The organism is Mycobacterium sp., from assembly GCF_025933915.1.
Lineage (GTDB): Bacteria > Actinomycetota > Actinomycetes > Mycobacteriales > Mycobacteriaceae > Mycobacterium.
The window spans coordinates 1-20,294 of record NZ_JAICZA010000085.1 but is presented as its reverse complement, the minus strand read 5'-3'; the positions used below and the strand labels follow the sequence as shown (position 1 = coordinate 20,294).

At 67.7% G+C, this 20,294-nt stretch carries 15 protein-coding genes and 2 pseudogenes; 8 read left to right on the top strand and 9 right to left on the bottom strand.

From position 1 onward, the window contains the following. On the bottom strand, positions 1–2,130 hold a 2,130-nt coding region (uvrA, locus tag Q0W90_RS14865; protein ID WP_297774998.1), incomplete at its 3' end, for an excinuclease ABC subunit UvrA. 134 nt (positions 2,131–2,264) lie between these two features. Here uvrA and Q0W90_RS14860 point away from each other — a divergent pair. Continuing rightward, positions 2,265–2,963 carry an MBL fold metallo-hydrolase gene (locus tag Q0W90_RS14860; protein ID WP_297700938.1) on the top strand — a complete coding sequence of 233 codons (699 nt, stop codon included), beginning with the start codon at positions 2,265–2,267 and terminating at the stop codon, positions 2,961–2,963. 20 nt (positions 2,964–2,983) lie between these two features. Here the strand turns inward: Q0W90_RS14860 and Q0W90_RS14855 are convergent, their stop codons facing one another. Further along, complete coding sequence (locus Q0W90_RS14855; protein WP_297599509.1) at positions 2,984–3,427, bottom strand: universal stress protein; 444 nt, start codon at positions 3,425–3,427, stop codon at positions 2,984–2,986. A gap of 284 nt (positions 3,428–3,711) precedes the next feature. Here Q0W90_RS14855 and Q0W90_RS14850 point away from each other — a divergent pair, with 284 nt between their 5' ends. Beyond that, complete coding sequence (locus Q0W90_RS14850) at positions 3,712–5,307, top strand: hypothetical protein (RefSeq protein WP_297774996.1); 1,596 nt, start codon at positions 3,712–3,714, stop codon at positions 5,305–5,307. A 49-nt stretch (positions 5,308–5,356) separates the two neighbouring features. On the opposite strand, the gene Q0W90_RS14845 is transcribed toward Q0W90_RS14850, so the two are convergent. The 3 genes from Q0W90_RS14845 to Q0W90_RS14835 form a co-directional block, all read right to left on the bottom strand. Next, positions 5,357–6,778, bottom strand: a complete 1,422-nt coding sequence (locus Q0W90_RS14845; protein WP_297599511.1) for an MFS transporter — start codon at positions 6,776–6,778, stop codon at positions 5,357–5,359. A 57-nt stretch (positions 6,779–6,835) separates the two neighbouring features. After that, positions 6,836–9,013, bottom strand: a complete 2,178-nt coding sequence (gene uvrB / locus Q0W90_RS14840; RefSeq protein WP_297700042.1) for an excinuclease ABC subunit UvrB — start codon at positions 9,011–9,013, stop codon at positions 6,836–6,838. A gap of 108 nt (positions 9,014–9,121) precedes the next feature. Then, a complete protein-coding gene (locus tag Q0W90_RS14835; protein WP_297774994.1) occupies positions 9,122–11,176 on the bottom strand; it encodes a serine/threonine-protein kinase in 2,055 nt (684 codons plus the stop codon). Between the two features lie 153 nt (positions 11,177–11,329). Between Q0W90_RS14835 and Q0W90_RS14830 the strand changes: the two genes are divergently transcribed. Next, positions 11,330–13,873: an FHA domain-containing protein gene (locus Q0W90_RS14830; RefSeq protein WP_297774992.1), complete on the top strand. Its 2,544-nt coding sequence runs from the start codon at positions 11,330–11,332 to the stop codon at positions 13,871–13,873. Positions 13,874–13,967: 94 nt separating this feature from the next. Next, complete coding sequence (locus Q0W90_RS14825; protein ID WP_297600532.1) at positions 13,968–14,417, top strand: DUF402 domain-containing protein; 450 nt, start codon at positions 13,968–13,970, stop codon at positions 14,415–14,417. On the opposite strand, the gene Q0W90_RS14820 is transcribed toward Q0W90_RS14825, so the two are convergent. Beyond that, positions 14,398–14,610, bottom strand: coding sequence for a hypothetical protein (locus tag Q0W90_RS14820; protein WP_297600521.1), 213 nt, complete (start codon positions 14,608–14,610; stop codon positions 14,398–14,400). The two genes, Q0W90_RS14825 and Q0W90_RS14820, sit on opposite strands and share 20 nt — an antisense overlap. Positions 14,611–14,646: 36 nt before the next feature. Here Q0W90_RS14820 and ligD point away from each other — a divergent pair, with 36 nt between their 5' ends. From ligD to Q0W90_RS14805, 4 genes and pseudogenes are all read left to right on the top strand, one after another. Continuing rightward, positions 14,647–15,645, top strand: coding sequence for a non-homologous end-joining DNA ligase (gene ligD / locus Q0W90_RS14815; RefSeq protein ID WP_297600519.1), 999 nt, complete (start codon positions 14,647–14,649; stop codon positions 15,643–15,645). Positions 15,646–15,676: 31 nt separating this feature from the next. Next, positions 15,677–15,805, top strand: a pseudogene (locus tag Q0W90_RS24510) (ATP-dependent DNA ligase); the annotation flags it as partial. After that, a pseudogene (locus Q0W90_RS14810) lies at positions 15,789–16,040 on the top strand (zinc finger domain-containing protein); the annotation flags it as partial. The pseudogenes Q0W90_RS24510 and Q0W90_RS14810, both read left to right, overlap by 17 nt. A 47-nt stretch (positions 16,041–16,087) precedes the next feature. Then, the gene (locus Q0W90_RS14805) at positions 16,088–16,501 is read left to right on the top strand and encodes a hypothetical protein (protein ID WP_297700034.1); all 414 of its coding nucleotides are present in this window, start codon (positions 16,088–16,090) and stop codon (positions 16,499–16,501) included. Between the two features lie 7 nt (positions 16,502–16,508). Here the strand turns inward: Q0W90_RS14805 and coaE are convergent, their stop codons facing one another. The 3 genes from coaE to Q0W90_RS14790 form a co-directional block, all read right to left on the bottom strand. Further along, the gene (gene coaE, locus Q0W90_RS14800) at positions 16,509–17,723 is read right to left on the bottom strand and encodes a dephospho-CoA kinase (protein WP_297700032.1); all 1,215 of its coding nucleotides are present in this window, start codon (positions 17,721–17,723) and stop codon (positions 16,509–16,511) included. An 18-nt stretch (positions 17,724–17,741) separates the two neighbouring features. After that, complete coding sequence (gene rpsA, locus Q0W90_RS14795) at positions 17,742–19,184, bottom strand: 30S ribosomal protein S1 (RefSeq protein WP_297700030.1); 1,443 nt, start codon at positions 19,182–19,184, stop codon at positions 17,742–17,744. A gap of 288 nt (positions 19,185–19,472) precedes the next feature. Continuing rightward, the coding region (locus Q0W90_RS14790) for a DNA polymerase (protein ID WP_297774990.1) at positions 19,473–20,294 on the bottom strand (822 nt) is incomplete at its 5' end.

The following is a 20,294-nucleotide window of genomic DNA, read 5'->3' as shown; positions in this document are numbered from 1 at the left end:
GTTCGACCGCGGTGTGCGGCCGATCGGCGACTGATCCACCCGCACCAGCTTGTCCAGGTGGTCCAGCCCGGTGACCCGGGTGTGGCGACCCGGGACCTGCCGGGCGCCGTTGAGCCGGTTGGCCAGCACCGCCGCGAGGATGTCGTTGACCAGAGTCGACTTGCCGGACCCGGACACGCCGGTCACCGACGTGAGCACGCCGAGCGGGAACGAGACGTCGATGCCGCGCAGGTTGTGCTCGCGGGCGCCGACGACGGTGAGCTGACGTCGCCGGTCGACGGGACGCCGGATCGCCGGCATCTCGATGCTTTCCTTTCCGGACAGGTAGGCGCCGGTGATCGAGTCCTTGTTGGCCAGCAGCTCGCTGTAGGTGCCGCTGTGCACGATCTGACCACCGTGCTCGCCGGCCCGCGGGCCGATGTCCACGATCCAGTCGGCGTGCGCGATGGTGTCCTCATCGTGCTCGACGACGATCAACGTGTTACCCAAACCCCTTAGGCGAGTGAGGGTTTCGATGAGGCGCCGGTTGTCCCGCTGATGCAGTCCGATGGACGGCTCGTCGAGCACGTAGAGCACGCCCACCAGACCGGACCCGATCTGGGTGGCCAGCCGAATGCGTTGCGCCTCACCACCGGACAGCGTGGCTGCGGCGCGCGACAGCGACAGATACTCCAGCCCGACGTCGAGCAAAAAGCCCAGCCGCGACTGGATTTCCTTGAGCACCTGCCCGGCGATCGCCTGCTCGCGCGGCCCCAGGGTGAGCGTGTTGAGGAAGTCGGCGCAGTCGGAGATCGACAGCTCACAGACCTCGGCGATGGATTTCTTGCCCCGATTGCCGGCGGCCAGCGACACCGCCAGGATCTCCGGCTTGAGCCGGGTGCCCTCGCAGACCGGGCAGGGCACGTCGCGCATGAAGCCCTCGTAGCGTTCCTTCATCTGCTCGGATTCGGTCTGCGCCATCTTGCGTTGCAGGAACGCCAGCACGCCCTCGAAATCGGCGTAGTACGACCGGGTCCGGCCGTACCGGTTGCGATACCGCACATGCACCTGATGGTCGGATCCCTCGAGGATCGCCCTGCGGGCCTTGGCCGGCAGCTTGCGCCACGGGGTGTCGACGTCGAAGCCCAGCTCGTCACCGAGGCCGGCCATCATCCGGGTGAAGTACTCGCCGGTGTGGCCCGTCGACCACGGCGCCACCGCGCCCTCGGCCAGGGTGCGCTCGGGGTCGGGCACGACCAGGTCGGGGTCGACCTCCTTGCGGATGCCCAGACCGCTGCACTCGGGGCAGGCGCCGTACGGCGAGTTGAAGGAGAAGGACCGGGGTTCCAGGTCGTCGACCGCCAGCGCGTGCCCGTTGGGGCAGGCCAGCTTCTCGGAGAACCGCTGCTCGCGATTGTGCGCGTCGTGTTCGTGGTCGACGAATTCCAGCACGACGATGCCGTCGGCCAGCTTGAGCGCGGTTTCCACCGAGTCGGTGAGCCGCTGTTTGGCGCTGGGTTTCACGGTGAGGCGGTCCACCACCACCTCGATGTCGTGCTTCTCCTGTTTCTTCAGCTTCGGCGGATCGGTCAGCGAATGCACGACACCGTCGACCCGGACCCGGCTGTAACCCTGCGCGTTGAGTTTCTCGAAGAGGTCGGCGAACTCCCCCTTGCGGGTGCGCACTACCGGGGCGAGCACCAGGAATCGGGTGCCTTCCGGCATGACCAGCACCTGGTCGACGATCTGCTGCGGTGTCTGACGGGCGATCCGCTCACCGCACACCGGGCAGTGCGGGGTGCCCGCGCGCGCGTAGAGCAAGCGCAGGTAGTCGTAGACCTCGGTGATGGTGCCGACCGTCGAGCGCGGGTTGCGGTTGGTGGACTTCTGGTCGATGGACACCGCCGGGGAAAGACCCTCGATGAAGTCCACGTCCGGCTTGTCCATCTGCCCGAGGAACTGGCGGGCGTAGGCCGACAAAGACTCCACGTAGCGCCGCTGCCCCTCGGCGAAAATCGTGTCGAACGCCAGCGAGGACTTACCCGATCCGGATAGCCCCGTGAACACGATCAACGCGTCGCGCGGCAGGTCGAGATCGACGCCGCGCAGGTTGTGCTCGCGGGCGCCCTTGATGATCAGACGGTCAGCCAACGCTGCCCCTCTCAGGAACTATCTGGCAACTTCTCCGCAGCCGCAAAACGGATCCCAGATCAGAATTGCGCACGGCGCATTCCATGCTATGTGCCCATACCGACAAGCAACTTCTGACCAGTAACGTGGCCGCTATGACTGCCCAGGACGGCCCCACGGTCAAGCTTGTCGACAACTACACCGGACACGTCGACCCTGGTACCGCGGCCCGCCGGACCCTACCCGGCGCCACGATCATAAAGGCGTCGGTGGGCCCCATGGACAACAACGCGTATCTGGTGACGTGTTCCGCCACCGGCGAAACACTGCTGATCGACGCCGCCAACGACGCCGACGATCTGATCGAGCTGATCCGGCGGCACGCGCCGAAGGTGTCGCTGATCGTGACCAGCCATCAGCACTTCGATCACTGGCAGGCGCTGGAGGCGGTGGCCGCCGCCACCGGGGCGCCGACCGCCGCCAACGAGATCGACGCGGAGGCGCTGCCGGTCAAACCGGGCCGATTGCTGGCGGGCGGTGACACCGTGCGGATCGGCGAGCTGAGCTTCGACGTCATCCACCTGCGCGGGCACACCCCCGGATCGATCGCCTTGGCCCTGGACGGGCCCGCGACGGGCGGGGTCACCCAGTTGTTCACCGGCGACTGCCTGTTCCCCGGCGGCGTCGGCAAGACCTGGCAGCCCGGCGATTTCGACCAACTGATCGACGACGTCACCACCCGCGTGTTCGACGTGTACGACGACTCCACCGTCATCTACCCCGGCCATGGTGACGACACGGTGTTAGGCGCCGAACGCCCCCACCTGAGCGAATGGCGCGAGCGGGGCTGGTAGCGACACAGCGGGTCGGGCTGCTACGTCGTGGTGTGCACGATCAAGACGTCGGTCTTGGCCCGCCGCGAGACGTTGGCCGGCACCGATCCCAGCAGCCGGCCGGCGATGGTGCTCAGGCCGACGTTGCCGACCACGAGCAGATCGGCCTGCTCTTCCTCGGCGAGGTGCACGAGCGCATCGACCGGCGCGCCCACGATCGGGCGTTCGTCGATGTTTGTCGCACCGGCCGCGTGGGCGCGGTCCTTGGCGTCGCGCAGAATCGCGTAAATCGGCGCGGTGCCCGAAACCTTGTAGCTTTCGTCCCGCAGGGCGTCGGCGGCCCGGGCGTCCTCATGTTGGGGCAGGTACGCCGAGGCCACGATCAGCTTGGCGTCCGGTCCGGCGATCTGCGCCGCCTTCTCCACCGCCCGCATAGACGAGTCCGAGCCATCGGTTCCTACCACCACAGTTCGATACGCGCCCATTCACCCTCCCAGTTTCGGTTGGTCAGCCAACCCAAGACAGTATCGCGTTTGCTCGATGCAAAGGAACTAGATCAGCGACACAGTGTGGCGTGGCACACGCGCAATTTGCGGCGTCTGGCTGACCCAACCGACAATATCGATAATGACAAAACAATCAAATGCTCAGGGCGACGACGGAAAGCATTGCATTACGCCGCTTTTCGCGAATACGGACGCGAACTGCGAATGCGGCGGGTGTTGTTCGTGACCGGGTCGACCGACCGGGCCCTACAGTAACAAGCATCATGTCCAATCCCGCGCTCGAGCCCACCCTCGAGCCGATTTTCGAGCCGCGCGCCGAGGATGTCGCCGACGAGCACGTAGCCGCCCGCCCGCGCGGCAGACTGCTCGACCCGTGGGCGATCGCCCTGTTCGCCACCGTGGTCAGCGCTGCGTGGGCCTGCCGGCCGTCGCTGTGGTTCGACGAGGGGGCCACGATCTCGGCTGCGGCGAGCCGGACGTTGTCCGAGCTGTGGCGGCTGCTGGACCACATCGACGCCGTGCACGGCGCGTATTACCTGGTGATGCACGGTTGGTTCGCGCTGTTTCCGCCAACCGAGTTCTTCTCGCGGTTCCCCAGCGCCCTGGCCGTGGGCGCCGCCGCCGCCGGGGTCACGGTGTTCACCAAGCAGTTCGCGACGCGGCCGACGGCGGTCTGCGCGGGCGCCGTTTTCGCCGTCCTGCCCCGCACGACGTGGGCGGGGATGGAAGCGCGTTCGTACGCCTTCGTGGCGGCCGCGTCCGTATGGCTGACGGTGTTGTTCGTGGCCGCCGTCCGGCGCAACAGGCCGCGCTGGTGGGTGTGGTACGCGCTGGGATTGATGCTGTCGATCCTGCTCAACCTCAACCTGGTGCTGCTGGTGCCGGTTTATGGCGCGATGCTCCCGCTCCTGGTCCCCGCGGGCTCCCGCCGATCTCCGGTCTTGTGGTGGGCCGCCAGCTCGGCCGCCGCGGTCGGGGCCATGACGCCGTTCCTGCTGTTTGCCCATGGCCAGGTGTGGCAGGTCAACTGGATCTACCCGGTGAGCTGGCATTACGCGTTCGACATCGTCCTGCGGCAATATTTCGACCACAGCGTCGCCTTCGCCATCCTGAGCGCCGTGCTGGTCGTCGCGGCGATCGTGACCCGGCTGGTCGGTGTGCCGGCACCCGCCGGCGACCTGCGCCGGCTGGTGACCATCTGTGCGGCGTGGATGGTCATTCCGACCGCGCTGATCGTCGTCTATTCGGCCGTCAACGAGCCGATCTACTACCCGCGCTATCTGATCTTCACCGCGCCCGCGATGGCCGTCCTCCTGGCCGTCTGCATCGTCACGCTCGCCCGCCGCCCCTGGCCCATCGTCGGCGCGGTGCTGCTGTTCGGCATCGCCGCGATGCCGAATTACCTGTTCATCCAGCGCTGGCCGTATGCCAAAGAGGGGTGGGATTACAGCCAGGTCGCCGATCTGATCAGCTCGCACGCCGCCCCCGGCGACTGTCTGATGGTGGACAACACCGTGCCGTGGAGACCCGGGCCGATCCGCGCGCTGCTGGCCACCCGGCCGGCCGCCTTCCGGTCGCTGATCGACGTCGAACGCGGCGGGTACGGCCCGAAGGTCGGATCGCTGTGGGACGGCCACGTCGCCGTATGGCTGACCACGGCCAAAATCAACAAATGCTCCACAATCTGGACCATTACCAATAAAGACAACTCATTGCCCGACCATCAATCGGGACAATGGCTGCCACCCGGAAGCGCATTCGGGCGCGCCCCGGCATACCGATTCCCGGGCTACCTCGGCTTCCACATTGTCGAGCGTTGGCAATTCCATTACTCGCAGGTCGTCAAGTCCACGCGTTAATCGCTGACGTCGGCCGACCGGCCGCGCCCGGCGCCGGTGGCCCGGCGGCTCAGGCCACGTTGGCGACCGGCCGCGCCGTGCGCGTGGCGCGGGTCGCCGCGTACGACACCGCCACCCCGGCGGCGCTCAACGCGGTGAACACCGTGAACAGCAGGTGAGCCGCCATGGCCTCGCCACCGGTGGCCGTGTTCACGACGACACCGGCCAGCCCGGCGCCGATCGCCGCGGAGGTCAGCTGGACCGTGTTGATCGCCGCCGAAGCGGCGCCGCCCTCGGCCGGGTCGTCGACGCAGGCCATCGCGCGGGCCGACAGGTGCGGCCAGGCCATCCCGATCCCGGTGCCGGCGACCAGCAGAGCCACCGCCCACAGGGCGGCCGTCCAGGCGGACCCGTCGGCGTGCCGGGCCGCGGCACCCAGCGCCAGGCCGGACGCGGCCACCAGCGGCGCCACCATGACCACCCGCCCGATCGTTCGCGGGTTTTCCAGCGACGCGCTGACGATTTCGCTGACCGTCCAGCCGAGGGCGAGCGCCGCGCCCAGAAAGCCGGCCGCGATCGGCGTCAGGTGGGCCAACCGCTGTCCGAACAGCGGCACGTAGGTGTTCACCATCGCGGCGCCCATCAGGACGCCCATGGTGAGGTAGATCCATTTCAAGGGCCCGGGAGAGAACACGCTGGGCGGCAGGATGGCCGCGTGCATGCGCCAGTCGACGATCACGAACAGGCCGACCAGCGCGATACCGGCCGCGAGCAGCCCATACGTCGCCAGGGTGTTGCGCGGAATCTGCGCGACGCTGACCGCCAACGCGGCGACACCGATGATCAGCAGGGACCACACGGGCACCTTCATCCTCGGGATGCCGTTGGTCGGGTCGTTGACACGGGCCAGCGCGACCGGCACCAGCAGGGCCATCAAGGCGGTCAGAATGGCCATCACGACAAAGGCCCACCGCCAGATCCCGAGCTGTGCGAACAGGCCGCCCGTCGTGGGCCCGACCACGGTCGCGACTCCCCACATCGCCGACACGAGCGCCGAGCCCCGGGTCCACAGCCGGCGGGGCAGCGCGGAGTTGATCACCGCGTAGCCCAGGCCGGCCAGCAAGCCGCCGGCCACCCCCTGCATCGCGCGCCCGGCGATCAAGACGTGCATGTCGGGCGCCGCGCCGCAAACCAGGCTGGCGACGCCGAACACGGCGAGTCCGAACAAATATGACGACCGCGCCCCGATGCGCAGCAGCAGCGGATTGACCATCGTCGCCGCGACCACCGAACCGACCAGATACAACGTCGTCACCCAGGCGTAGAGCCGGCTACCGCCGATTTCGGAGATGGTGTTGGGCAACAAGCTGGTGGTCAGGAACTCGTTTGTGGCGTAAAGCGCTACCCCGCCGGCCAGCAGGATCGACGTCCTCAGATACCTGGCGCCCAGCAGCTCTCGCCAGCCGCCGGTGATAGTCGCCGTGTCGGTCACCCCTCTACCGTATGGGGTGGCGCGAGGGTAACCGGCGGAGATCGGTTGCCAGCAAATTCATTTCAGGCCGGCGGCGTCCATCCCGCGCAGTTCCTTCTTGAGGTCGGCGATCTCGTCCCGGAACCGCGCGGCCAGCTCGAACTGCAAGTCACGGGCCGCGGCCATCATCTGCGCGGTGAGGTCCTTGATCAGGTCGGCCAGTTCGGCGCGGGGCATGCCGGCCGTATCGCGGCCCTCGAACACACCGGCACTGACCGCGCGGCCCGGCTCGCCCTGCGCGCGCCGACCGCGGGACGCATTGCGCCCTGACCCGCCGATCTCCACCACGCTGGCTTCTGTATCAGAGGCCTCGCGATAGACCTGATCGAGAATGTCGGCGATCTTCTTGCGCAGCGGTTGCGGGTCGATGCCGTGGGCCTCGTTGTACGCGACCTGCTTCGCCCGGCGCCGTTCGGTCTCGTCGATGGCCTCCTTCATCGAGTCGGTGATCCTGTCGGCGTACATGTGCACCTCGCCGGAGACGTTGCGGGCCGCGCGGCCGATGGTTTGGATCAGGCTGCGCGATGACCGCAGGAAGCCCTCTTTGTCGGCGTCCAGGATCGCGACCAGCGACACCTCGGGCAGGTCCAGGCCCTCACGCAGCAGGTTGATGCCGACGAGCACGTCGTACTCACCGAGCCGCAGCTGGCGCAGCAGTTCCACCCGGCGCAGCGTGTCGACCTCCGAGTGCAGATAGCGCACCCGGATCCCCATCTCGAGCAGGTAGTCGGTGAGGTCTTCGGCCATCTTCTTGGTCAGCGTCGTGACCAGCACCCGCTGGTCGGCCTCGGTGCGCTTCCGGATCTCCCCGATCAGGTCGTCGATCTGCCCCTTGGTGGGCTTGACCACCACCTTCGGGTCCACCAAGCCGGTGGGCCGGATGACCTGCTCGACGAATTCGCCGCCGGACTGGCTGAGTTCGTAGGGCCCCGGGGTGGCCGACAGGTACACCGTCTGTCCGATGCGGTCGGCGAACTCCTCCCAGGTCAGCGGCCGGTTATCGCACGCCGACGGCAACCGGAACCCGTACTCGACCAGGTTGCGTTTGCGCGACATGTCACCCTCGTACATGCCGCCGATCTGCGGCACGGTGACGTGCGACTCGTCGATGACCATCAGGAAGTCTTCCGGGAAGTAGTCGAGCAGGGTCGCGGGCGGTGAGCCGGGGCCCCGGCCATCTATGTGGCGCGAATAGTTCTCGATGCCCGAGCAGAACCCGACCTGGCGCATCATCTCGATGTCGTAGTTGGTCCGCATCCGCAGCCGCTGCGCCTCGAGCAGCTTGCCCTGGCCCTCCAGCTCGGCCAGCCGGGCGGCCAGTTCCTCCTCGATCGTCGAGATGGCATGGGCCATCCGCTCGGGGCCGGCCACGTAGTGGGTGGCCGGGAAGATGCGCAGCGAGTCCACCTGGCGGATCACGTCGCCGGTCAGCGGGTGCAGGTAGTAGAGCGCCTCGATCTCGTCGCCGAAGAACTCGATGCGCACCGCCAGCTCTTCGTAGGACGGGATGATCTCCACCGTGTCACCGCGCACCCGGAACGAGCCGCGGGTGAAGGACAGGTCGTTGCGGGAGTACTGGACGTCGACCAGCAGCCGCAGCAGCCCGTCGCGGGGCACGTCGCTGCCGACCCGCAGCTCCACCGAGCGGTCCAGGTACGACTGCGGTGTGCCCAGGCCGTAGATGCACGACACCGACGCCACCACGACCACGTCGCGGCGCGACAGCAGCGACGACGTCGCGGAGTGCCTCAGGCGCTCCACGTCGTCGTTGATCGAGCTGTCCTTTTCGATGTAGGTGTCGGTCTGAGCGATGTACGCCTCGGGCTGGTAGTAGTCGTAGTACGAGACGAAGTACTCAACCGCGTTGTGCGGCAACATTTCGCGGAGCTCGTTGGCCAGCTGGGCGGCCAGTGTCTTGTTGGGTGCCATCACCAGGGTGGGCCGCTGCAGCCGCTCGATGAGCCAGGCGGTGGTGGCCGACTTCCCGGTGCCCGTGGCGCCGAGCAACACCACGTCGCGCTCCCCCGCGCCGATCCGACGCTCCAGCTCCTCGATGGCCGCCGGCTGGTCCCCCGCAGGATCGTGGGGGCTGACCACTTCGAAGCGGCCGCCGACGCGCACCAACCCTTCCACGGCCTCTTCGGCTGGGCGATATTCCGAATGGGCGACTACCGGATGTTCCGTGGCGAATGCCATGCCACCAGGGTAGAGCCGATCACCGACAACTCTCCGCCGCGAGCGTGCACAGAATGCCGCTCCACACGGCGTGTCGGCGTACCAACACGCACGCTCGCGGCCGGAAAACTATCCCGCCGGGTGCGCCCACGTCCGGGTGACCGGATCGCATTGCAGCAGGTAGCCGTCGCTGGAGGTGCTCATGGCGAACACCGAGGTGCCCGGCCGGTCGCACGAGCTGCCGGCCGCGTGCACGCCCATCGTGATCGGGGCCTTGGCCCAGCTGCTGCCTTCGCACACGATCTGCTCGTTGTTGGTCGGGTCGTAGGCGACCTTGCCGACGTCACCGCACAGCCCGCCGAGCACCGGCGGCGACGGGGCGGACGCGGGGATCGAGGGGTTGATGACCTGGGCGGGATCCCCCAACGCCACCCCCGCCGGGGCGGAACCGACCCGGGTGGCCACCACGGGCACCCGCACCACCGCCCCCCGGGCGTCGCACTCGTTGCTCAGCACGGTCTCGGTCTCCGTGCCGCGTAGCGTGCCGTCGGCCTGCGGCGCCAGTGACCAGGCGACGGTCTCCTGCTGAGTAGCGGGGACCTGGCCGTTCGGCTGAGCGCAGCCCACTCGCAGCTGCTCGGGCGCCCCCTGCCAATAGCCGCCCACGTAGCGCAGGGTGTCGGTCTGGCCGCTGGCCGCCGGGTGGGTGGCATCCTCCAGCTGGGTCCCGGCGGCCGCGCACCCGTTGGTCGTGCAGGCCGACCGGAACGCCCACCAGTCGGCGGTGGCTCCGCCGTGCCGGATGCCGATGCCGTTGGTGGTCCGCTTGGTCTGGTCGTAGTCCAGCCGGTAGGTCCCGTTGAGCGCCGGTCCCCCCGCGGTGGGCGCGGCACTCGGGGTGGGGACGGACGGTTTTGACGCGAGCGCGGGGGTGGCCGGCGGCGCGGTGGGCTCAAACGTGTACAGGATCGACCAGGTCGCCGCGACGGCCACGAGCACCGCGCACACCAGCGCGGCGGCCCATCGGGTTTTCGACGAAAACCGCTGGTTCACGGCCATCACGGCGCCGCCGGGTCCACGCGGGCGCCGCGGCGTCGACGCGGCCGTGTCGGACCGGGCGCCGCCGCCGGGGTCGGAGAACTGCTCGCTGACGGCCGTGGCGAACGCGCGGCACCGCCCGAACCTGTCCTCGGGCTGTTTCGCGAGGGCCTTTGTGAACACGTCGTCCAGCTCCGCCAGGTCCGGTCGAAAATCGCTGAGCCGGGGCGGGTCCTCGTGCAGGTGCTGACTGATCACCGCGATCGGGTTGGAATGCCGGAACGGCGGCGCACCGGTGAGCAGATGGAAAGCCGTTGCGGCCAAAGCATATTGGTCCGCCCGCCCGTCGATGGGAGAACCCGCCAGCTGCTCGGGCGCGGCGTAGGCCACGGTTCCCACCGCGACATTGGTTTCGGTGATCCCGCTGATGTCGCCGAGGTGACGCGCGACGCCGAAGTCCGCCAACAGGATTCGGCGCTCTCCGGATTCAGGATGGGTGAGCAGGATGTTGGCGGGCTTGACGTCGCGGTGCAGCAGGCCTCGGTCATGCGCGTAATCCAGTGCGCCCGCGACCGCGTGCACGATGGCGCACACCTCTCGGATCGGCATGCCCTCGGGATGGCCGTTTTTGACCAGCCGCGACGCATCGGTGCCCTCGACATAATCCATCGAGATCCATAGATGCCCGTTGAATGCGCCGCGGTCGTGAACACCGACGATGTGCGGGTGCCACAGCGTCGCCGCGAGATCGGCCTCACGGTTGAACCTTTCGCGAAACTCGGGATCGGCCGTCACCGCCTCGGCGAGGACTTTGATCACGTCGCGCCGCGGCAGCCGGGGATGCAAAGCCAGGTAGACCTCGGCCATGCCGCCGGCGCCCAGCTGCCGCAAGATGGTGTACCCGGCGAATGACGCGCCATTTCCTACCGCGAGCTGCGACGCACTGGAACCGCTATCACGTTGTGCTGCACCAGGTTCCGCGCTCGGCGCGGAAACCACCGGCGGTACCCGGCGGAACAGCTGCCCGATGGGCATGGCGGGCAGCGAGTGAAAGCCCGCGCGCAACGCGTCACGGGCCTGGCGCGGGTTGCTCAGCAGTCGGCGCCCGGCGCCGATGCGCCGGGTCGTCCGCTTGTGCTCATCCATCAATGCTTTGGCCCCCTCGCTCGAATAATGCCCTACGCCAGTGGTTGATTCGCCTCAGGCGGCTATGAAAGCGCTATGAATAGCCGAGCCGAAAACAAAGGGAAGTCACAGCCGGATCCCATAGAGCCACTGCCGGCGCGGGCCGATACTTGAGTGGTGACTCGACCCGCCCCGCCTCTCCTGACAATTCGGCACGACGGGTCCCTACGATCCTTCGCGGCCGGACGCGAAGTGGTCGTCGGACGCGACGCGCAAGCCGATGTGCGCATCGCCGATCCGCGAATCTCGCGCGCGCATCTGATCCTGCGTTTCGATCAAGGCCGCTGGCTGGCAATCGATAACGGCTCGCTGAACGGGACGTATCTCAACGGCTATCGGATGCCGGTCATCGATATCCACGACGGCCAGAGCATCCACGTCGGAAACCCGCGAGGCCCGCACCTGACCTTCGCGATCGGGCCCCGCCAAGGCCACGCGGGCCACCCGGCCCGGACCCGGCCGAGCCACGGTTCCGGGCCGCCGACCCTGACGTGGTCCGTGCTTGGCGATCCGCACCGCGTGCGACCGCGGCCGGTACCACGACCGCGCGTCGCTCCGCCCGAGGAACTGACCGTCGTCGACCCTGGGTCGCCGGCCAGGTGGCAGGTGGCGCCGCCTTCCCCCACGCCGGCAACGGAATTCACGGTGATCGACGCCAAGACGGCCGACGTGTCGAACCTGGCGACCCGCTTTGTGAGATTGCTGTCGCCGCGCGCGTCGTCGGCCGCGGGCACGGCCGGCGCCATGACGATCGGGCGTGCCGCTGAAAGCGACATCGTCGTCTCCGACGTGTTGGCATCGCGTCAGCACGCGAGCTTGATACCCACACCGCTGGGCACCGAGATCCGCGACAACAGCGTCAACGGCACGTTCGTCAACGGCACCCGGGTCGGGTCGGCGATCCTGTCCGAGGACGACGTCGTCACCATCGGCAACGTCGACCTGGTGTTCCGTGGCGGCACGCTGACCCGGCGCAGCGATGCCGCGACCCGCACCGGCGGCCTCGAGGTGCGCAACGTCACCTACGTCGTCGACAACGGCAAGCAGTTGCTCGACGACGTCGCGCTGATCGCACGGCCTGGGACGCTGACCGCCGTGATCGGCGGGTCGGGCGCCGGAAAGAGCACTTTGGCCAGGCTCATCGCCGGCAACACCACACCGAGCTCGGGCTCAGTGACGTTCGAGGGGCACAACATTCACACCGAGTACGCGTTGCTTCGCAGCAGGATCGGCATGGTGCCGCAGGACGACGTGGTGCATCGGCAGCTGACCGTCAACCAGGCGCTGGGCTACGCCGCCGAGCTGCGGCTGCCGCCCGACACCGGCAAGGCGGACCGCGCCAGGGTCGTCGCCCAGGTGCTCGAGGAACTCGACCTGACCAAGCACGCCGACACCCGCGTCGACAAGCTGTCCGGCGGGCAGCGCAAACGCGCGTCGGTGGCGCTCGAACTGCTGACCGGGCCGTCGTTGTTGATCCTCGACGAGCCCACCTCGGGCCTGGACCCCGCGCTGGACCTGCAGGTCATGACGATGCTGCGCCAGCTCGCCGACGCGGGCCGTGTCGTGCTGGTGGTAACGCACTCGCTGTCCTACCTGGACGTCTGCGACCAGGTGCTGCTGATGGCCCCCGGCGGCAAGACGGCCTACTGTGGCTCCCCCGAGCAGATCGGCGACGCGATGGGGACCACCAACTGGGCCAAGGTCTTCGCTCAGGTCGGCGCCGACCCCGAAGGAGCCAACCGCCGTTTTCGGGAACGGAGCGAGGCCCGCAAGCTCATGCCGGACAGGACCGACAAGCCGAGCGGACTCGGTGACCCGGTGCACACCAGCGTGCGACGCCAGATTTCGACGATCGCCCGGCGGCAGTTTCGCCTCGTCGTCGCCGACCGCGCCTATTTCATCTTCCTGGCGCTGCTGCCCTTCATTTTGGGTTCGCTGTCCCTGACCGTGCCCGGCAGCAACGGATTTCAGGTACCCGGCCCGAATGCGGGGACACCCGACGAAGCCGCACAAATACTCGCCCTGCTCATGCCGGCCGCGGCATTCATGGGCACCGCGTTGACAATTCGCGACCTGGTCGGCGAACGCGCCATCTTCCAGCGTGAGCAGGCGGTGGGCCTGTCGACCACCGCCTACCTGCTCGCCAAGAGCGCGGTGTTCTGTGCGTTCGCCGTCCTGCAGTCCGCGATCGTCACCGCGATCGTGGTGGGCGGCAAGGGCGCGCCGACGCGCGGCGCGATTCTGCTGGGCCACTCCACGATCGGGGCCACCTTCGAACTGTTCGCCACCGTCGCGGCGACGTGTGTCGCCTCGGCCATGCTGGGCCTGGCCATCTCGTCGCTGGTGCGCTCCAGCGAGCAGATCATGCCGCTGTTCGTGGTGACGGTGATGGCGCAGCTGGTGCTGTGCGGTGGCATGGTGCCGGTGACCGGCCGGCTCGGCCTGAACCAGCTGTCATGGGCCATGCCGGCGCGCTGGGGCTACGCCGCCGCGTCGTCGACGGTGGATCTGCGGCACCTGGTGCCCGATTCGCTGCTGTCCCAGGACCGGTTCTGGCGGCACACGCCGGGGATCTGGCTGCTCGACATGGGCATGCTGGCGGCGTTGTCGCTGTTCTATGCCGGCTTGGTGCGGTGGAAGATCCGGTTGCGCCGGTAGGGTGGCATCAGCCAGGAGGAAAAGCGAGATCCATCCACCCAAGCACGAGACGTTCGACCTAGTGGGCCGCACCAACACCGATCCCAAGGGCATCGTGCGGTCCGTGGACGAGTACGCCGTGCATCCCTGGGGCCTCTATGTCGCCCGTCCCACTCCCGGCCGGGCCCAGTTCCATTACCTCGAGTCGTGGCTGCTGCCCTCGTTGGGCCTGCGCGCCACGGTCTTTCACTTCAACCCGGGGCACGAACGCGACCATGACTACTACCTGGACGTGGGCGAATACACCCCGGGTCCCAGGGTGTGGCGATCCGAGGATCATTACCTCGACATCGAGGTCCGTACCGGCGCCCGAGCGGAACTGGCCGATGTCGACGAGTTGCTTGACGCCGTGCGCCACGGCCTGCTGACTCCCGAGGTCGCCGAGCGGGCCGTGCGCCGCGCCGTGGCCGCCGTGGATGGGTTGGCGCGCAACGGCTATGACCTGTCGCGGTGGCTGGCTGGCAGCGGCATGACGCTGACCTGGCTCAGCTCGGCGGGAGCTTGAGAAACGGCGTGGTCGTTGACAGGGCGGAGCCTTGCCCGGGTTCGGTCGTGAGCGCCAGCCCGGCGCTACGCGCGAGGTTCGCGCCGACCGACGACGCCTTCAGCAAGCTGCCGCCGTCGACGATCGACACCGTGTTGATGGCACCGGCGTAGCGCCTCCGGTAACCCGACAACCGGGCTACCCTGGCGATCATGTTCGCGACCCCGCACAACCGGGGCACGACGGCGTCATGACGGATTTCGCCAGCCTGCCCGGTGCGGTGCGCGCGGTGCTGCACGACGAGGGCGTGCCCGAGTGGCGCTCGCCCACCCTCGCCACGCTCACCGACCAGCGGTTCTCCGACCCGCGCTGGATCTTCGAGCGCAAGTTCGACGGGATGCGCTGCCTGGCGTTTCGCGACGGTCATCAGGTCCGGCTGTTGTCGCGAAATCGTCAGCCGCTGAACGCGACCTACCCAGAATTGGTGGATGCGCTCGCGGCTCAGCCCGTCACCCGCTTCGTGCTGGACGGCGAGGTGGTGGCGTTCGAGGGGCGTCGGACCAGCTTTGCCCGGCTGCAGGGGCGGCTGGGACTCACCGACCCCGACGTCGTGCGCTCGTCGCCGGTGCGCATCTTCTTCTACGTCTTCGACCTGCTGCACCTCGACGGCATGTCAACCGTTGAGGTGCCGCTGCTCTGGCGAAAGAGGCTGCTGCGCAAGGCAATCGACTTCGCCGACCCGCTGCGCTATGCGTCGCACCGAGTCGAAGACGGCATCGCCGCCTACCGGCGCGCATGCGAACGCGGCGACGAGGGCGTGATCGCCAAGCGGGCCGACTCGACCTATCAGAGCGGACGCTCAAAGAACTGGCTGAAGTTCAAATGCGTGCGCGATCAGGAGTTCGTGGTGGGCGGCTATACCAGCCCCCAGGGCAGTCGAGTCGCGTTGGGCGCGCTGATGCTCGGATACTACGAGGGCCGCGACCTCATCTACGCGGGCAAGGTCGGCACCGGTTTCGACGACGCCACGCTGCACCTCTTGCACGAGCGGCTCTCGCCGATCACCCGGGACACGCCGCCGTTCGACCGCGGTCTGGTGCGCGAAGCAGGCGCCCACTGGGTACGCCCGGAGATGGTGGTTCAGATCGGATTCAGCGAGTGGACGCGGGATGGCAAGTTGCGCCATCCGCGCTACCTCGGTATGCGCACCGACAAGGAACCCGGCGACGTGGTGCGGGAGACGCACTGATGGCCCGCGTCGACGTCGACATCACCCACCCGGGTTCGTCCAGCAGGATTTCGCCGTTTCGCTACCGGATTGGATGAGCGGTGTCCGGGTGACCAAAGAGGGCGGCACGGTAGAGCATGCGGTCGTCGAACGCCCGGAGGCGCTGCTGGCGCGCCAAAATTCGGCCGACCGTGGCGATCCCAGAGCTGGATGACGACGGCGTGAAGGCCTCGCACCGCGCGATGACGCGAGTGCTGCGCACCGCGGTGCGACATGGCAGGGTGCCGGGCTTGCCGCGCTGGCTCACCAGGGTGCGTGACGAACCCGACCCGCGCTGCCCGCGCTGTGGCACGCGGCTCGAGCGCGCCCGGGTGGGCGGCCGGGCGACGCTGTGGTGCCCGCGCTGCCAGCCGTAGCGCAAACCTCTGGTTCCGCAATCACGCTGCTTGTAATGTCACCGGCTATGAGCTGCAAAGGCCGCAGGCTCCTGCCGATCGCCGCGGTGGCGGTGATCGCCGCCGGCGCCCAGTTGAATCCGGCGACGGCACGGGCGGATCTGCACAACATCACCTATCGGGCCAGGATCGACGGTGTCACGACGGGCAGTCAGGCCACGTTCGTGATCAACGGCGGCCAGACGAACACGGCCGGGCTGAGCTCGATGCCCGGCAACGCATTCGAAGCCAACACGGTGTTGCCCGATCCGCAGCAGGCCGGCATGCGCATCGTGCTGCACTTCCCGTACTCGGCGAACGTGCACTGCGAGATCGACGTGGACGACGACATTTTCGTCCAGGCTGACCAAATGGTCAGGCCGGTGGCCGGGAATGCCGATCCCAACAACGGTGCGCTGCAATGCGGGGCGCCGTTGCCCTAAATGCGCGTCAGGGCTTCCAGCTCGTCGCGTCGGCCCACTCCCAGGCCCGACGGTAGGCGTCGAGAAACCACCGCTCTTTGACGGCGACATAGGCCGTTGCGTCCCCGCCGGCCTCCTTTTCGGCGGCGCGCTTGACGCTCAGGTACTCGGCGCGCGCATCGGGCTCAGCCGTCAGCCAGTCGACGAACAGCAGGGCGAACTGCTGATTGGGCCGGCCGTCCACCCGGATATGCACGTTGGTGGGCCGACCGGGATCCGCCGAGGCGTGAATTCGCTTGGACCACAGTGACGGATCGTCATCACGGTCGTAGCGATCGACGGTGCTGCGGGCATCGCTCTTGGCGACATCCTCGGTGATGTGCTCGATGCGCGGGTAACCGGCGGACAACAACGGCTCGGCGAGTTCGTCGGCGACGGCAAGGGATTCGACGGTGAGCTGAACGTCGATGACGTCCTTGGCGGCGAGGTCCGGCACGGCGGTCGAACCGACGTGGTCGACGCGCAACGCCCGGTGCCCGCAGGTTGTCTTCAGGCGGTTCAGGATTCGTTGCGCCTGGGCCGGCCAGCCCGGGTCGGGCGGCACTAACCGGGCCGGCACCGGGGCGATCTGACGTGTGCTCAGGTTGTGGGCGAACGGCACGATCCGGTTGTCCCACACGTCCTGGGCTCGTTGCACCAATTCCGCCGGGCTGCCCGAGTTATCCAGCCAAATGTCGGCGACCGCGCGGCGCTGGTCGTCGCTCGCCTGTGCGGCGATCCTGGCGCGGGCATCGTCTTCGGCCATACCGCGCTGGTCGACCAGCCGTCGCAGCCGCACCTCGACGTCGGCGTACACGATGACCACGAGCGGGAACAGTGGCGCCATCCCGGACTCCACCAGCAGCGGAATGTCCTCGACGACAACGGAATCGTCGGGCACCGATGCGATGATCTCCGAGCGGCGCTTACCCACCAGCGGGTGGACGATCCCGTTCAGCCTCTGGCGCGCCTCGTCGTCGCGAAACGCCTTGGCGGCCAAGGCCGGACGATCCAGCGATCCGTCCGGCAGCAGGATGTCGTCACCGAACGCCGCGACAAGCGCCGCCAGCCCTTCGGTGCCCGGTTGGACCACCTCACGCGCGATGACGTCACCGTCGACGATGACGGCGCCGCGTTGCGCGAACGTGGACGACAGCGCCGACTTTCCGGCGCCGATGCCACCGGTCAACCCGATACGCAGCATGGCGTCCTCAGGAGAGGATCACGCGTTGCCGGCGAGTTTCTCCCGCAGCGCGGCCAATTGGGCGTCGCTGGCCAGCGATCCGCCCGCCTTCTCCGGAGGCGCACCGTTGCCCGGCGACTGCTCGCCCGCGGCGTGCCCGGCCGCCTCGGCCGCGGCGAACTTCTCCATCTGCGCGGTATGCATCTTGTGCCGGCGCTCCGCCTCGGCGTAGCGGGCCTCCCACTCGGTGCGCTGCTTGTCGAATCCCTCGAGCCATTCATTGGTTTCGGAGTCGAAGCCCTCGGGGAAGATGTAGTTGCCCTGCTCGTCGTAGCTGTCGGCCATGCCGTACTTCGCCGGGTCGAACTCGTCGGTGTAGTCCTCGTTGGCCTGCTTGAGCGACAACGAGATCCGGCGACGCTCCAGGTCGATGTCGATGACCTTGACCATCGCGTCGTCGCCGACGGCAACCACCTGGTCGGGCACCTCGACGTGGCGCTCGGCGAGCTCAGAGATGTGCACCAGGCCTTCGATGCCCTCCTCGACACGGACGAACGCACCGAACGGAACCAGCTTGGTGACCTTGCCGGGCACGATCTGGCCGATCGCGTGGGTGCGGGCGAAGTGACGCCACGGGTCTTCCTGAGTTGCTTTCAGCGACAACGAAACCCGCTCGCGGTCCATGTCGACGTCGAGCACCTCGACGGTGACCTCGTCACCGACCTGGACCACCTCGGACGGATGGTCGATGTGCTTCCAGGACAGCTCGGAGACGTGCACCAGACCGTCCACACCGCCGAGGTCGACGAACGCGCCGAAGTTGACGATGGAGGAGACGACACCCTTGCGGATGGCGCCCTTCTGCAGCTGGTTGAGGAACTCGCTGCGCACCTCGGACTGGGTCTGCTCCAACCACGCCCGGCGCGACAGCACCACGTTGTTGCGGTTCTTGTCCAGCTCGATGATCTTGGCCTCGATCTCCTTGCCGATGTACGGCTGCAGATCGCGCACCCGGCGCATCTCGACCAGCGAGGCGGGCAGGAAGCCGCGCAGCCCGATGTCGAGGATCAGGCCACCCTTGACCACCTCGATGACGGTGCCCTTGACGGCCTCGTCCTTCTCCTTGAGCTCCTCGATGGTGCCCCAGGCGCGCTCATACTGGGCGCGCTTCTTGGACAGGATCAGGCGGCCCTCTTTGTCCTCCTTGGTGAGAACCAGGGCCTCGACCTCGTCTCCCACGGAAACGACCTCATTGGGGTCGACGTCGTGCTTGATGGAGAGCTCGCGGGCGGGGATGACCCCTTCGGTCTTGTAGCCGATGTCGAGGAGCACCTCGTCCCGGTCCACTTTGACGATCGTGCCTTCGACGATGTCGCCATCGTTGAAGTACTTGATCGTTTTGTCTATTGCGGCGAGAAAGTCCTCGCTGGAGCCAATGTCGTTGACGGCTACTTGGGGCGAGGTGACGGCGGGACTCGGCATATTGTTGGGGTGCTCCGGACAGGTTTGGTCGTAGGGACAATTGGGATTTACCCATCGAGGTTACTCGACTGTGCACACGCTGGCCAAACCCAGCACGGCCGCCTTTGGTCGAACGGTTGCGCCGAATGTAACGCCACTGCGAATTTCAGGTGATTCTTCGCCGTGACGTTTCCCCCGCAAGCGGGCGGTACCCCCAGCTCGGCGGCCGACTGAGCAGCACATATGTGCTCGAAGGCCGGACGCATGAACGGTGGCCTTTCAGTGCGCCGCGCCGCCCCGATTGCCGCGTTAGTGCGCGGCCGCGTCCCATGAGCGGCCGTAGCCCATTGAAACCTCGAGCGGGACGTCGAGCGGGTAGGCGCCACCCATCTTCTCGCGCGCCAGGGCTTCGAGCTGTTCTCGCTCCCCCGCCGCGACCTCGAACAGCAGCTCGTCGTGCACCTGCAGCAGGATCCGGGAGGACAACCCGGCGTCCCTGATCGCCTTGTCGGTTTCGATCATCGCCACCTTGATGATGTCGGCCGCGCTGCCCTGGATGGGCGCGTTGAGCGCCGCCCGCTCGGCGGCCTCCCGCACCTGGCGGTTACTGCTGTCGAGTTCGGGCAGGTAGCGGCGGCGGCCCAATACCGTCGACGTGTAGCCGTCCTTGCGGGCTTGCTCCACGATGTCCATCAGGTAGTCACGCACCCCGCCGAACCGGGCGAAGTATTGCTCCATCTGGACTTTGGCTTCCTCGGTGGAAATCTTGAGCTGAGCGGCCAACCCATACGCGCTCAACCCGTAGGCCAGGCCGTAGGACATGGCCTTGACCCGGCGGCGCAGCTCGCCGGTGACCTCCTCGATCGGCACGCCGAATGCGCGTGAGGCGACGAACGAGTGCAGGTCCTCCCCGGTGTTGAACGCCTCGATCAGCCCCTCGTCCCGCGACAGGTGGGCCATGATCCGCATCTCGATCTGGCTGTAGTCAGCGGTCATCAGCTCGCTGTAGCCTTCACCGACCACGAACGCGTCGCGGATCCGCCGGCCCGCCTCGGTGCGGATCGGAATGTTCTGCAGGTTCGGCTCCGTCGACGACAGCCTGCCCGTCGCCGCGATGGTCTGGTTGAACGT